This is a genomic window from Clostridium sp. LIBA-8841 (assembly GCF_057782475.1).
Genome location: NZ_CM173488.1, coordinates 3,220,862 through 3,234,714, shown reverse-complemented (window position 1 = coordinate 3,234,714; position 13,853 = coordinate 3,220,862). Strand labels below are relative to the sequence as shown.

At 30.7% G+C, this 13,853-nt stretch carries 15 protein-coding genes; 14 read left to right on the top strand and 1 reads right to left on the bottom strand.

All coding sequences use genetic code 11. The features are described from left to right. The first annotated feature begins 64 nt into the window (after window positions 1-64). The 12 genes from AC2A4K_RS14190 to AC2A4K_RS14135 all read left to right on the top strand — a co-directional run bounded on the left by AC2A4K_RS14190 (window position 65) and on the right by AC2A4K_RS14135 (window position 10,376). Window positions 65-1,918 (top strand): TIGR03960 family B12-binding radical SAM protein, encoded by a 1,854-nt coding sequence (locus tag AC2A4K_RS14190; RefSeq protein WP_322503141.1) that lies wholly within the window; start codon window positions 65-67, stop codon window positions 1,916-1,918. Beyond that, entirely contained in the window at window positions 1,902-2,603 is a 702-nt protein-coding gene (locus AC2A4K_RS14185) for a TIGR03936 family radical SAM-associated protein (RefSeq protein WP_322503140.1), read from the top strand. Before AC2A4K_RS14190 ends, AC2A4K_RS14185 begins: the two co-directional genes overlap by 17 nt. 18 nt (window positions 2,604-2,621) lie before the next feature. After that, window positions 2,622-4,064, top strand: coding sequence for an Rne/Rng family ribonuclease (locus AC2A4K_RS14180; RefSeq protein WP_322503139.1), 1,443 nt, complete (start codon window positions 2,622-2,624; stop codon window positions 4,062-4,064). A 125-nt stretch (window positions 4,065-4,189) separates the two neighbouring features. Further along, complete coding sequence (gene rplU, locus AC2A4K_RS14175; RefSeq protein ID WP_003452389.1) at window positions 4,190-4,501, top strand: 50S ribosomal protein L21; 312 nt, start codon at window positions 4,190-4,192, stop codon at window positions 4,499-4,501. Window positions 4,502-4,510: 9 nt separating this feature from the next. Continuing rightward, a complete protein-coding gene (locus AC2A4K_RS14170) occupies window positions 4,511-4,882 on the top strand; it encodes a ribosomal-processing cysteine protease Prp (protein WP_322503138.1) in 372 nt (123 codons plus the stop codon). Window positions 4,883-4,885: 3 nt separating this feature from the next. Further along, a complete protein-coding gene (gene rpmA / locus AC2A4K_RS14165; protein ID WP_300349168.1) occupies window positions 4,886-5,188 on the top strand; it encodes a 50S ribosomal protein L27 in 303 nt (100 codons plus the stop codon). Between the two features lie 168 nt (window positions 5,189-5,356). Beyond that, window positions 5,357-6,643: a GTPase ObgE gene (gene obgE, locus AC2A4K_RS14160; protein WP_322503137.1), complete on the top strand. Its 1,287-nt coding sequence runs from the start codon at window positions 5,357-5,359 to the stop codon at window positions 6,641-6,643. A gap of 17 nt (window positions 6,644-6,660) precedes the next feature. Beyond that, window positions 6,661-6,963 carry a ribosome assembly RNA-binding protein YhbY gene (yhbY, locus tag AC2A4K_RS14155; RefSeq protein ID WP_322503136.1) on the top strand — a complete coding sequence of 101 codons (303 nt, stop codon included), beginning with the start codon at window positions 6,661-6,663 and terminating at the stop codon, window positions 6,961-6,963. Between the two features lies 1 nt (window position 6,964). Beyond that, window positions 6,965-7,573, top strand: a complete 609-nt coding sequence (gene nadD / locus AC2A4K_RS14150) for a nicotinate-nucleotide adenylyltransferase (protein WP_322503135.1) — start codon at window positions 6,965-6,967, stop codon at window positions 7,571-7,573. A gap of 2 nt (window positions 7,574-7,575) precedes the next feature. Beyond that, window positions 7,576-8,148 (top strand): bis(5'-nucleosyl)-tetraphosphatase (symmetrical) YqeK, encoded by a 573-nt coding sequence (gene yqeK / locus AC2A4K_RS14145; protein WP_322503134.1) that lies wholly within the window; start codon window positions 7,576-7,578, stop codon window positions 8,146-8,148. Window positions 8,149-8,169: 21 nt separating this feature from the next. After that, window positions 8,170-9,483: an LCP family protein gene (locus AC2A4K_RS14140; protein ID WP_322503133.1), complete on the top strand. Its 1,314-nt coding sequence runs from the start codon at window positions 8,170-8,172 to the stop codon at window positions 9,481-9,483. Beyond that, entirely contained in the window at window positions 9,480-10,376 is an 897-nt protein-coding gene (locus AC2A4K_RS14135) for an RluA family pseudouridine synthase (RefSeq protein WP_322503132.1), read from the top strand. The genes AC2A4K_RS14140 and AC2A4K_RS14135 overlap by 4 nt, the downstream gene beginning before the upstream one ends. A 115-nt stretch (window positions 10,377-10,491) precedes the next feature. Here the strand turns inward: AC2A4K_RS14135 and AC2A4K_RS14130 are convergent, their stop codons facing one another. Next, a complete protein-coding gene (locus AC2A4K_RS14130; protein WP_322503131.1) occupies window positions 10,492-11,826 on the bottom strand; it encodes a D-alanyl-D-alanine carboxypeptidase family protein in 1,335 nt (444 codons plus the stop codon). A 195-nt stretch (window positions 11,827-12,021) separates the two neighbouring features. Between AC2A4K_RS14130 and AC2A4K_RS14125 the strand changes: the two genes are divergently transcribed. Together AC2A4K_RS14125 and selD are read left to right on the top strand one after the other, a co-directional pair. After that, a complete protein-coding gene (locus AC2A4K_RS14125) occupies window positions 12,022-12,762 on the top strand; it encodes a ComEA family DNA-binding protein (RefSeq protein WP_322503130.1) in 741 nt (246 codons plus the stop codon). 44 nt (window positions 12,763-12,806) lie between these two features. Then, window positions 12,807-13,838 (top strand): selenide, water dikinase SelD, encoded by a 1,032-nt coding sequence (gene selD / locus AC2A4K_RS14120; RefSeq protein ID WP_322503129.1) that lies wholly within the window; start codon window positions 12,807-12,809, stop codon window positions 13,836-13,838. Window positions 13,839-13,853: the final 15 nt, after the last annotated feature.

Genomic DNA, 13,853 nt, shown 5'->3' with positions numbered 1-13,853 from the left:
ATACTTCTCTTTTTATTATAGATATTAGCTTTGATATTTTTATAGAAATGTAGGAGGAAACTAAATGGTAAGAATAACTGATGATATTTTATATAGAGTTGAGAAACCATCTAGATATGTAGGTGGAGAACTTAACGAAGTGATAAAAGACCCAAAAGAAGTTGACATAAGATTTGGATTCTGCTTCCCAGATGTTTATGAAGTAGGTATGTCTCACTTAGGTTCAAGAATTTTATATCATGTTTTAAATGAAAGAAAAGATACATATTGTGAAAGAGTATATGCTCCATGGCCAGACATGGAAAAACTTATGAGGGAAAATAATGTACCATTATACGCTTTAGAAACTAAAGATCCTATAAGTGAGTTTCAATTTTTAGGTTTTACTCTTCAATACGAAATGAGTTATACAAACATATTAAACATGTTAAATATGGGTGGAGTTAAGTTAAGAGCTTCAGAAAGAAAAGGTAATGATCCTATAGTTATTGTTGGAGGTCCTTGTGCATACAACCCAGAACCAATATACGATATAGTTGACATAGTTCAATTAGGTGAAGGTGAAGAGGCTATAAATGACTTATTAGACCTTTATCAAAAACATAAAGATAACTTTGATAGAGATGCTTATTTAAGAGAAGCAAGTAAGATTCAAGGTGTCTATGTTCCTTCATTATATGATGTTACATACAATGAGGATGGAACTATAAAAGAGTTTACTCCTAAGTATGATGATGTTCCTAAAACAGTTAAGAAGAGAATAGTTAATAACTTTGATAAAGTTGAATTCCCAGATAGCTTAATAGTGCCTTATAGTGAAATAGTTCATGATAGAGTTGTTTTAGAATTATTCAGAGGATGTACTAATGGATGTAGATTCTGTCAAGCTGGAATGATATACAGACCAGTTAGAGAAAAAAGTAGAAAGACTTTAGTTGAGCAAGCTAGAAAGATGCTTAAGGCTACAGGATATGATGAGGTTTCATTAGTTTCATTAAGTACTTGTGATTACTCAGATATACAAGGGTTAGTAACAGACCTTATAGAAGAACATGGAAAGAATAATGTAAGTGTTGCTTTACCTTCAATAAGAGTTGATGCTTTTTCAGTTGATTTATTAAAAGAAATTCAAAAAGTTAGAAAAACTGGTTTAACATTTGCTCCAGAGGCTGGTTCTCAAAGAATGAGAGATGTTATAAACAAAGGTTTAAGCGAAGAAAGGATATTAGAAGCTGCTAAAAATGCCTTTGAATCAGGATGGAGTACAATAAAATTATACTTCATACTAGGAGTTCCTTATGAAACAGTTGAGGATGCAGCTGAAGTTGGATTATTAGCTGAAAAGATTGCAGATCAATATTTTGCAGTACCAAAACATATAAGAAATAAAGGACTTAGAATTAATGTAAGTACTTCTATTCTTGTACCAAAGCCATTTACACCATTCCAATGGGCTCCAATGGAGAAAATGGATGTTGTAACTGAGAAAATCAAGGCTGTTAAAGGTGCTATAAAATCAAGAAGTATAAACTACAACTATCATGAGCAAAAAACATCATACATGGAAGCAGTTTTAGCAAGAGGAGACAGAAGACTTTGTGATGTTTTAATAAAAGCTTATGAAAAAGGTGCTAAGTTTGATGGTTGGTCAGAATACTTCAACTTCGAAACATGGCAAGAAGCTATGGCTGAGTGCAATGTAGATGGAGATTTCTATGCTTATAGAGAAAGAAGCTATGATGAAGTTTTACCTTGGGATTTCATAGATATTGGAGTTACAAGAAAGTACCTTGAAAGAGAGAATGAAAAGGCAAGAACTGCCGACCTTACTCAAAACTGTAGAAAAGGATGTACAGGTTGTGGAGTAAATGTAAACTTTAAAGATGGGGAGTGTTTTGAAGGTGCGATACTTAATTAAATTTACTAAAGATGCAGATATAAAATTTATTTCTCACTTAGATTTAATGAGAACAATTCAAAGAATAGTAAGAAGAGCTGGGCTTCCAGTTGGATATTCAAAGGGCTTCAATCCTCATATGGCTTTAGCAATAGCACAACCTTTATCAGTTGGTGTTTATTCAGAGGGGGATTATTTAGACTTAAATCTAGAAGAAGATATGAATGTTGACGCTGTAAAAGAACAATTAAATGAGTTCTCAGCTAAAGGGATTAAATTCTTAGAGGCTTCAAAAAGTCCTGTTATCCATAATATTAAGAGATTACCACCTGCAATGGCTCTTTTAGATGCTGCTAACTATACAATAAAAATAAAGTATAGTGATGTTTCTAAAGCTGAAGAAGAAGTTAATGCTTTAATGACTAAAAAAGAAATAGTAACAATTAAAAAGACTAAAAAAGGTGAAAAAGAAGCTGATATAAAACCATTTATAAAGGACTTCAAATGTTGGACTAAGGATGATTGCTTAGTTGTTAATGCAACAATTAGCTGCGGAAGTAGAGAGAATCTTTCAGCAGATCTTTTAGCTAATGTTATAAAGGAAAATACTTCAAATGTTAATGAAGAAGCTTTCGTAGAAATAAAAAGAGTTGAGATGTACGCATACAAAGGAGATATATTAGTTCCTTTATATAAATACATATAAAATTTAGGAAGTGAATTCATGAGAGATATATACGTAGAAAGAAGAGAAAATTTATTAAGAGTCGCCATAAAGAAAAATAATCTTTTAAGTGAGTGCTATATAGAAGAAGAGAGCCTAGAGCCAGTTCAAGGAGAAATCTATAAAGGTGTAGTTAAGAGAGTAGTTTCAGGAATAAAAAGTGCCTTTATAGATATAGGCTATAACAAACAAGCTTATATGGTAATTGGAGAAGAGGATAAAGATTTAAAACAAGGTGATGGAGTAATTGTTGAAGTATTAAAGGAACAGCTTGGAAATAAAGGAGCTAAGGTTACTTCAAAGATTTCTCTAGCAGGAAGATATTGTGTTTTAGAGACTTCAACAAATGATATTTCGGTTTCAAGAAAAATAGAGAATTTAGAGTTTAAACAAGAGCTTGAGAATTCATTGTTAAAACCAAGTGAAGTAGGAATTACAGTTAGAACTAAAGCTCAATTTGCAACTCTAGATGAAATTCAAGATGAAATTGAAGAGTTATATAGAATTTATAAAGATGTCATAAGAGAAGGGAAATTTTCACTAAATCCAAAAAGATTATTGGGCAAAGGGGACCTTATAAACAAGATAATTAGAGATGACATTGATGCGGATACATCTTCAATAATTGTTGACTCATTAGAAGACTATGAAAGAATAAAGGATAGTATTTCTAACTCAGAGTATTTAAAGGTAGTTCTATATGATGAGGCAAGAAGTCTTTTTGATTATTACGGAATAGAAAAAGAAATTCTTAGCCTTAGGAACAACAGAGTTAATTTAAGTTGTGGTGGAGATATAGTTATTGAAAAGACTGAGGCAATGTATGTTATAGATGTAAACTCAGGAAAGAATACAAATCATAAAAATAAAGAAAAGACTGCCTATGAAACTAATAAAAATGCAGCAAAAGAAATTGCTAGGCAAATTAAAATTAGAAACTTAGGTGGAATAATATTAGTTGATTTTATAGATATGTATTCAAAAGAGAACAAGAGAAAAATTTTGGAGCTTTTAAAAGAAGAATTTAAAAGTGATAGCCAAAGAGCTAAGATATTCCCTTTTACAGAGCTTGGTTTAGTACAAATAACTAGATATAGAAAAGGGAAAAGCATTTATGAGTATATAGAAGAAAATTGTCCAGCATGTAATGGTCATGGAAAAAGATTGAAATTATCTTACATAAATCTTCTTTTAAGAAATGAGATTTTAAAGAAAAATGGGGAAGGAAATATAAAAGACTTTCACATAGAAATAAACTCTATTTATGAAAAAGATATTAGAGGAAATATTTTTGAGTTTTTAAAAGAAATTGGAGCATTAGATTTAAACATCTACTTGAATTTTCAAGAATTCAAAGATTTTTATAAAGTAGAACCATTAATCTTTAAAAATCAAATAGAAAGCGTAAGTGAGTATTTGGTGAAGAATATCGAGAAATATTAAATTTAGCTTTACAAAAGATGGTGGCTGTGATAGAATGGCTTTTGTAAACCGCTCGCGAATAGGTTTTAAAAATAACTTTTGAAGTTATACCTTAAGTGGCGAGACCGTTATGAGGAGGTGTTTTAATGTACGCAGTATTAACTACAGGAGGAAAACAATACAGAGTTCAAGAAGGAGACGTATTATTCGTTGAAAAACTTAACGCTGAAGTTGACTCAACAGTTGAATTAACAGAGGTTCTTGCAGTCGCTAAAGACGGAGAAATCAAAGTTGGTGCACCAGTAGTTGAGGGTGCTAAGGTTGTAGCAAAAGTATTAGCTCAAGGAAAAGCTAAGAAAGTTGTTGTATTCAAATACAAGAGAAAGAAAGACTACAGAAGAAAAAATGGTCATAGACAACCTTACACTAAGATCGTTATCGAAAAGATCGAAGCTTAATTTTCTGATATGATTAAGGTTAAATTTCAATCAAGAGAAGATAACATAATTTCCTTCACTATAAAAGGACACGCGATGCAATGCAGAGATGCGGTTCTAGCTGGAGAGGCATACGATATGATATGTAATTCCGTATCAGTATTATCTCAAAGTGCAATCATTGGTTTAGATGAAGTGTTAAAGCTAAATGTAAACTATGAAATGAGTGATGGATATTTAAAACTAGATCTAAATGGGTTTACTCATGAGGAGATAGTTGAAGCTCAGGTTTTACTTAAAACTTTTGAAATGAGCTTAGCGAGTCTAGTCCTAGGGCTGGATAGCAGTTTAGGAAAGAAAACGCGTTGTAAATATATAGAGATAATAAAAGAGGAGGTGTAGACTATGTTAATAATGAACCTTCAATTATTTGCACATAAAAAAGGGGTTGGTAGCTCAAAGAACGGTAGAGATTCTGAGAGTAAAAGACTTGGTGTTAAATGTGCAGATGGACAATTTGTTCTTGCTGGAAATATATTAGTAAGACAAAGAGGAACTAAGATTCATCCAGGTGCTAACGTAGGTAAAGGTGGAGACGATACTTTATTCGCTAAAATCGATGGTGTTGTTAAATACGAAAGACTTGGAAGAGACAAGAAAAAAGCTTCTGTTTACCCAGTAAACGTAGAAGAAGTTATAGCTGAATAATATATTTAGTTTTATAAAAGCACCCTTACTTAGGGTGCTTTTTGATTAAGTATAAAAATTTTTTATCATATGAGAGCATGGCACTTAAAAAAGCTGTGTTTTTATATTAAACTAAGGTTATAATATACTAAAAAGGTATATTTTATAGAGAAAGCAAGGTGAGAAAACATGTTTATAGATACAGCCAAGATATTTGTGAAATCTGGAGATGGTGGTCACGGTTCTGTTTCTTTTAGAAGAGAAAAGTATGTTCCACTTGGTGGGCCAGACGGTGGAGACGGTGGTAAAGGGGGAAATGTAACTTTTAAAGTTAACCCTGGAATGACAACTCTTTTAGATTTCAAATATAAGAGAAAATTCGTAGCAGGCAGAGGAGAAGACGGTCAAGGCTCTAAATGTTACGGAAGAGATGGAGAAAATTTAATAGTAGAAGTTCCAATGGGAACTATCATAAGAGATGTTGAAACTAATAAAGTAATGGCAGACCTTTCTCATAGAGATGACGAATTTACTATCTGTAGAGGTGGTAAAGGTGGTAAAGGAAACTGCAAATTCTGTACACCAACAAGACAGGCACCAACTTTCGCTGAACCTGGAATGCCAGGAGAAGAAAGATGGGTTGCTTTAGAGTTAAAACTTTTAGCAGATGTTGGTCTTTTAGGATTCCCTAACGTTGGTAAATCAACATTCCTTTCAGTTGTTACTAAGGCTAAACCAAAGATAGCTAACTATCATTTCACAACTTTAAAACCTAACTTAGGTGTTGTTGCAGTACCAGGAATAGAGCCATTTGTTATGGCAGATATACCAGGTATTATAGAAGGAGCTTCTGAGGGAGTTGGACTTGGATTAGACTTCTTAAGACATATAGAAAGAACAAGACTTTTAATACATGTTGTTGATATATCAGGTATTGAAGGAAGAGATGCTGTAGAAGACTTCAAGAGAATAAATGAAGAATTAAAGAACTATAGTGTTAAACTTTGGGATAGACCTCAAATAGTTGTTGCAAACAAAAGTGATATGTTATTTGATGAAGAAGTTTTTGAAAACTTTAAAGCTGAAGTTAATAAAATGGGCTTTGATAAAGTATTTAAAATGTCAGCAGCTACTTCACAAGGAGTAGAGGAAGTAATCAAAGAAGCAGCTAGAATGCTTAAAGATATTCCTGTAACTGACTTAGAAATCCCAGAAGATGAAAGATTCATCCCAGAGGATAAGAAGTTTACATATACTATAAACCCAATAGAAGAAGATGGATTAAAAGTTTATGTAGTAGAAGGTTCATTTGTAGACAGATTATTATTAGCTGTTAATGTAAATGATCCAGATTCATTAAGATATTTCCATAAAGTTCTTAATAATAAGGGAATATTCCAAGAGTTAAGAGACATGGGAATAGAAGATGGCGATATGGTAAGATTAAATGACTTTGAGTTTGAATACTTACTATAATTAATGGAGGACAAAGAATGATAACAACAAAACAAAGATCATATTTAAGAGGATTAGGTGCTAAATTAACTCCTATATTCCAAATAGGAAAAAACGGAATAGAAGAGAACTTCTTAAAGCAAGTTGATGATGCTTTAGAAGCAAGAGAGATATTAAAGATAAACGTTCTTGAAAACAGTGGATTAGAGACAAGAGAAGCTTCAAATTTCATCTGCGAAAGATTAAACTGTGAAGGAGTTCAATCTATAGGAAATAAGATAGTTCTTTACAGAGCATCAAAAAATAATCCTAAGATAGAATTACCTAAAAAAGGGAAGTAATATGAAAAAAATAGGAGTAATTGGGGGAACCTTTGACCCAATACATATAGGTCATATTTATATAGCCTATGAAGCCTATAAAGAACTAGAATTAGATGAAGTTATATTTATGCCAGCAGGTAATCCTCCGCATAAGAGGAATAAGGATATAACTGATGAAATAATTAGATATGAAATGGTTAAAAAAGCTATAAATCCATATAGCTTTTTTTCCATAAGTAACTATGAAATAGAGAAACAGGGATTGAGCTTTACTTATGAAACTTTAAGATATTTAAATGAAAGTTTTGGAGAAGTAGAGCTCTATTTCATAACTGGAGCAGATTGTCTTTTAAATTTAAATTCATGGAAAAATATAAGCGATATTTTCAAATTTAGTAATTTAGTTGTTTTTAATAGACCTGGATTTAATAAAAATGATTTATTAAAAAGGAAAAAAGAGTTTGAGAAAGAATATTGTACTAATATAGTATATTTAGATTTACTTAATATAGAAATTAGTTCTACTTTTATAAGGGAAAGAGTAGCTAATTCCTTAGAAGTAAAATTCTTTCTACCACCAGGTGTAATGGATATAATAAATAAGAACAATTTATATAGGAGAAAGTAGCTATGTGGTCATTAGAAAGAATAAATGAATATGTTAAAGAGACTCTTAAGGGAAGTAGATACTCACATACCTTAGGTGTGGTTGAAACTGCTAAAGAACTTGCTAAACTTAATGGTGAGGACGTTAATAAGGCAGAGTTAGCTGCACTAATTCATGATGTAGCAAAATATGTACCAGTAGGTGAACAAATTAAAATTTTAGAAGAGAGAGATTATGATTTAGATGAAATAACTTTAAAATCTCCTCAAGTTTTACATGGGTTTGTTGGAGCTATAATTGCTAAAGAGAAGTTTGGTATAGAAGATGAGGATGTTTTAGATGCTGTAAAATACCATACTTTAGCTAAAAGAGATATGAGTACTTTAGAAAAAATAATATATATAGCTGATTATATTGAGCCAGGAAGAGATTTCCTAGGAGTTCAAGAACTAAGAAAAATAACTAAAGAAGACTTAGATGAAGGCGTATTAAAGGGATTAGAAAATACAATCTTGTTTGTGATAAAACAAGGTAATTTGATACATCCTTTAACTATAGAGGCAAGAAATTTTTTAATAATGAATAAAAATGCTTAGTTAAATAATTGGGGGGATTATATGGGGAATGAAGAAAATAGAGTTGAAAAAAGAAAGAATAAAGAGAAGAGCAATAAGAAAAGATTAATTAAAAGAATAATTCTTTGCACTTTAGCCTTTATTCTTATTTTTTCAATAAGTGTTTTTGGATATGTTTATTTTAAATATGGTAGTTTTCTAGGGCAAGTTTTTGATATAGTTAAGGACGTAAAGCAAGATGTAATAAAAGTTGAAGAGCCAATAAATGTTCTTTTATTAGGAATGGATATTGGTGATACAAATGATGTTGGTAATAAAGATATAAAAAGAACCGACACAATAATATTAGCTAATTTTGATCCTATAACTAAGAAGGCTAAACTAGTCTCTATTCCTAGAGATACTAGAGTTAAAATAGGAGGCAAGTCACAAAAGATAAATGCGGCTTATCCTATTGGAGGCGAAAAACTTGTTAAGGATATTGTAAGCAATATGTTAGATGTTAAGGTTAATTATGTTGTTAAAGTAGATTATGAAGGCTTTAGAGGCATAATAGATGCTATTGGTGGAGTGGATATGTATATCGAGCAGGATATGAATTATGATGATCCAGGGCAAGATTTACACATACATTTTAATGAAGGTGAAACTGTACATTTAGATGGTCAAAAGGCTGAAGAGTTCTTTAGATGGAGAAAGAATAATGATGGTACAGGGCTTGCAAATGGAGATATTGATAGAATTAAAAACCAACAAAAACTTATGAATGCTGTTATAGATAAGGTTCTATCATTCTCTATGATAACTAAAATAGATAATATAGCTGATGTTCTTAATGAAAATATAGAAACTGATTTACCTTTAGATGTTACTGTTGCATATGGTCTTAAGGCGTTAGAGACCGATAGTAGTAATATACAAATGGTTACTTTACCTGGAGAAGGAAAGTATATTGGGGATGTTTCTTACTATATTCCTGATGAAAAAGCTACTAAGGAATTAAAAAGTGAATTAAATAGTAGTGATTTAAGCGGTAGAAAAAATGTTATACCTAGTCTTGCTAGAGAGGAATTATCTATAAAAGTTTTAAATTGTACTAAGATAAATGGTTTAGCAGGTAATGTACAAAAGCAGTTAAGTGAAAATGGATATCCTAAAGTTGATGTTGGAAATGGAGAGTCAAGAGAAGAATCTCAGATTTTAATAAAGGATGAGAGTTCTAGAGCTTTTATGGAAAATGATTTAAAGATAAAAGATATTAAAAAGGGAATACCATCTAAGTATGATAGTAATGGAACTTATGATGTAGTAATCTTACTTGGAAAAGACTTTAAAAATTTCGGAGAGATGCAATGAGTATTTTAGAAAGTAAAATAACTAAAGAATATGACAAAAGAAAGATAAGAGAGTTCTTAAAGGAAGAGCTAGGATTATCTTCAAGATTAATAAGAAGTGCTGCCATAGATAAGAGAATTAAAGTAGATGGTGTTGCAGTTAAAATGAACTATGTAGTTAAAACTGGTGAAGAGATTAAAATTGAACTTTCAAAGAAAGAATCTCAAAATATTGAACCAGAAAAAATGGATTTAGAAATAGTTTATGAAGATAGTGATATATTAGTTTTAAATAAAAAACCGTTTATGGTTGTACATCCTACAAGAAGTCATCCTAATGGAACTTTAGCTAATGGTATATTATATTACTTCAAAGAAAGTAATCAGGATTGTATAGTTAGGCTAGTTAGTAGATTAGATATGAACACTTCAGGACTTATAATCATAGGAAAGAATCAGTATGCTCATATGGTTTTATCTAATGAAATGAAAACAGATAAATTTCAAAAAAGATATTTAGCTATAGTTCATGGAAATTTAGAAGAAAAAGAGGGAACTATAAATAGACCTATTTATAGACCAGAAGAAGATACAATAAAAAGAGTTGTTGATGAAAGAGGACAAGAGAGCATAACCCACTATAAGGTTATAGAGAGTTATGATGGAGCTGACTTAGTTGAGTGTTTATTAGAAACAGGAAGAACACATCAAATAAGGGTTCATTTAAGCAGCTTAGGACATCCTATATTTGGTGATTCACTTTATGGAACAGAGGATGCTGAAGATATTTCAAGACAGGCGTTACATGCTTATGGATTAGATTTTTATAGCCCTAAGACGAAAGAGCCTTTAAGTTTAAGAGCAGATCTTCCAGAAGATATGAAACTTTTAATAAATAAATTAAAAAATAAGTAGTTTTAAGCATTTGCTTAAAACTACTTATTTTATTATTTAGCTTTGTTTTAATAGAATGTTAATTTTTATCTAATTTTTCAGATTTATCTAAAACAATAGTTTGAAATAGAGCTTTTTATTTATATAAATATGAATTACGCTTTTTTCTATTTCTTATTCTCTTTATGGTTGAAATAATTCTTACTATAAACAATATTAAAATAACGGCAAATATAAGCCCTATAATGGTTAAAGCAACATAAAAACCACTAAAGCTTTTAAGTTTTATAATAAGTTTTTCGAAATTTGTATATGTTATATCATTGCCATTTAAAAGATCTAAACTTTTATAAGGCGTGTTTCCAACCATAATTGTTCCAACAAAATGAGTATTGTTTTTTAATATATCTATACCCCTGGATATTGGAGTAGTAGAATTAACTGAAAAATCTATATTTAAGTTTTTCTTTATATCACCTACAGATAAATTTTCTATATCAGAATTTTTAAAGGTTTTATAGATATCTTCTGGTACAACTAGAGATAGTGTGTTTTTATCATCAATATAATATTCTTTTGCAATATCACCTTTGGAATATATTTTTACTAAGGAGAAATTATCAAAGCCATAGTTTAAAAGTGACTTGGTATCTTCATAATATTGTTCCTTAGTATCGTATCCAAAGAGAGTAAGAACTAATTTTCTATCACCTTTTTTAGCTGCACATGCAAAGGTATGTTTAGACTTAGTTGTATATCCTGTTTTATTGCAGAATATATTTTCATAATAATAAGGGCTTGTTGTATGAATAAGTTGGTTATTATTATTTGCCCATATATTTTCTCCACTTACAACGCTTTTAGGCATTTCATGAGCCACTTTTTCTGTTGTTTCACAGATAATAGGATTTTTTGAAGCATAGTCCATTATTAAAGCTAAATCATAAGGTGTAGTTAAATGATCTTCTTCAAAAAGCCCACTGGCATTAACAAAGTGAGTATTTTTAGCGCCAAGTTCTAAGGCACGCTTATTCATAAGTTTAGCAAATTCTTCTTGTGATCCAGATATGTGCTCTGCTAAAGCCACAGCGGCATCATTAGCAGATTGTATCAATAATGCATTAAGCAATTCTTCCACTGTATATTTATCTCCTTCTTGAAGTCCAACGCGGGTACCTTCAGCTAAGGGAGGATTTTTTCCTATAGTAACAACATCATCTAGCTTAGCTTTTTCAACTGTAAGCAAGGCTGTCATAGTTTTTGTAGTAGATGCTGGAGCCATTTTTACATTAGCATTTTTCTCAGCTAATACCTCTCCAGTAGCGCCATCCATAAGTACCATTCCTTCACCATGAATCTCAGGAGCAGCAGTTTCAGCAAAAACATTTACATTTAAAATTAAGACGAATAGAAAAGCTATTGATATTATAAATGCAAATTTTTTCTTTAGATTCTTACAATTTATATTCATAAAGCCTCCAATTTTTTTTAATTTTGGTCGCAACAATAATTATAACAATAAAACAGCATATTTTCTATGGAATTGTATGAATTTGGTACTTAAAAATATTGGAAATGTCAATAATATTAGATAAATTTGAGAATTTATAATTTTTATACTTTAATTAAAAAATAAATTCGCAGTAAATTTATGTTGGGAGGCGTCATGAAGAAAAAAGAAAAAATTATAGGAAGCTTAATAATTGCTGTAGTAGCTATAGGGTTTTTATTTGTTGGTTATTCAAAGACAAATGATAAAAAAATAAGTGAAGATGATATGGAAAGATTATTTTTAAGTACTGAAAAAGAAGAGGAGCAAAGTGAATCAAATTTAAAAGAAACTAAAAAGAATGATGATATTGAAGAAAATGAAAAAGTGAATAGCAATGAAAGTAGTGAAGAAGAGAGTAGTAATATAGAAAAAATAGTTGTAGAAATTAAAGGAGAAGTAAAAAATCCAAATGTCTATGTATTAGAAAATGGAAGTAGAATTTACGAGCTTATAGAGAAAGCTGGTGGACCTACAGAAGAAGCTGATTTAAGCAATATAAATAGAGCTTTATACTTAAGTGATGGACAATGTGTAGTAGTTAGAAATATAAATGACGTTCAAGATGAAACAGAAGACTTAGAAGAAGCGTTAAATGATGAAAATTCTAAGAATGTCAGTAATAATTCACCGGAAGAAAAGATAAGTAGTAGTGATGAAAGTTCAACTATTAATATAAATACTGCTTCTAAGGAAACACTTATGACTCTAAATGGTATAGGAGAAAGCAAAGCACAGGCTATAATAGATTATAGAGAAGAAATAGGTGGATTTAAAAGTGTTGATGAGATTACTAATATAAGTGGAATAGGAGAAAAAACATTAGAGAAGATAAAAGATAAAATTTCTATAAAGTAATATGATATAATGAATATTATTATTTAGAAAAGAGGTGGAGTTTTATGATAGAAAAAAGATTAACTGAACTATCAAAGACTTCTGGCTGAGCAGCCAAAATAGGGCCGGGGGCTCTTTCAGAAATTTTAAGTAAATTACCAAAAATGAATAATGAAAACTTAATTGTTGGAATAGATACATCTGATGATGCGGCAGTATATAAATTAAATGATGAGATGGCAACAATTCAAACCTTGGATTTCTTTACACCAATAGTAGATGATCCATATACTTTTGGGCAAATAGCTGCAGCAAACTCTTTAAGTGATGTTTATGCCATGGGAGGAAAGCCTATAGTGGCATTAAATATAGTTTGTTTTCCAAATTGTCTAAATATGAATATATTAGGTGAGATATTAAGAGGGGGAGCAGACAAAGTTTTAGAGGCTGGAGCCGTAATAGTAGGAGGTCATACAGTTCAAGATGATGAGCCTAAGTATGGTTTGTCCGTTACAGGAATTGTACATCCGGATAAAGTTCTTAAGAATTATGGTGCAGAAACAGGTGATATCTTAATTCTAACTAAGCCTATTGGATTAGGAGTAGTAAATACAGCGATTAAAGCTGGAATAGCTTCTAAAGAAGCTTATGAAAAAGCAGTAAAAGTAATGGCATATTTAAATAAGTATGCAGGTGAAATAATAACTGACTATAATATAACATCATGTACGGATATAACAGGATTTTCACTAATAGGTCATGCATATGAAATGGCAGAACCATCTAAAAAAACATTTAGAATCTTTAAGGATGCAATTCCATTTATTAAAGAGGCTAAGGAATATGCTAATATGGGATTAGTACCTGCTGGATGCTATGAGAATAAAAGATATTTAGAAGGAAAATATCTTTTAAAGAATGTTGAAAGTTGGATGGAAGATATATTATTTGATCCTCAGACATCAGGTGGATTATTAATCAGTTGTAAAGAGGATGAATATATAGATATACTAACTAGATTAGAAAAATTAGAGGTAGAAAGTGCTGTTATAGGACGTGTCGAAGACTTCAGTGATGCATATATAGTAGTAGAGTAGTTTTTAGGAGGATAA

Excerpts from the sequence above, each read along its gene's own strand:
- AC2A4K_RS14190 (WP_322503141.1), top strand. The coding sequence starts at position 65 with ATGGTAAGAATAACTGATGATATTTTATATAGAGTTGAGAAACCATCT.
- AC2A4K_RS14180 (WP_322503139.1), top strand. The coding sequence starts at position 2,622 with ATGAGAGATATATACGTAGAAAGAAGAGAAAATTTATTAAGAGTCGCC.
- rplU (WP_003452389.1), top strand. The coding sequence starts at position 4,190 with ATGTACGCAGTATTAACTACAGGAGGAAAACAATACAGAGTTCAAGAA.
- AC2A4K_RS14170 (WP_322503138.1), top strand. The coding sequence starts at position 4,511 with ATGATTAAGGTTAAATTTCAATCAAGAGAAGATAACATAATTTCCTTC.
- rpmA (WP_300349168.1), top strand. The coding sequence starts at position 4,886 with ATGTTAATAATGAACCTTCAATTATTTGCACATAAAAAAGGGGTTGGT.
- obgE (WP_322503137.1), top strand. The coding sequence starts at position 5,357 with ATGTTTATAGATACAGCCAAGATATTTGTGAAATCTGGAGATGGTGGT.
- yhbY (WP_322503136.1), top strand. The coding sequence starts at position 6,661 with ATGATAACAACAAAACAAAGATCATATTTAAGAGGATTAGGTGCTAAA.
- nadD (WP_322503135.1), top strand. The coding sequence starts at position 6,965 with ATGAAAAAAATAGGAGTAATTGGGGGAACCTTTGACCCAATACATATA.
- yqeK (WP_322503134.1), top strand. The coding sequence starts at position 7,576 with ATGTGGTCATTAGAAAGAATAAATGAATATGTTAAAGAGACTCTTAAG.
- AC2A4K_RS14140 (WP_322503133.1), top strand. The coding sequence starts at position 8,170 with ATGGGGAATGAAGAAAATAGAGTTGAAAAAAGAAAGAATAAAGAGAAG.
- AC2A4K_RS14135 (WP_322503132.1), top strand. The coding sequence starts at position 9,480 with ATGAGTATTTTAGAAAGTAAAATAACTAAAGAATATGACAAAAGAAAG.
- AC2A4K_RS14130 (WP_322503131.1), bottom strand. The coding sequence starts at position 11,826 with ATGAATATAAATTGTAAGAATCTAAAGAAAAAATTTGCATTTATAATA.
- AC2A4K_RS14125 (WP_322503130.1), top strand. The coding sequence starts at position 12,022 with ATGAAGAAAAAAGAAAAAATTATAGGAAGCTTAATAATTGCTGTAGTA.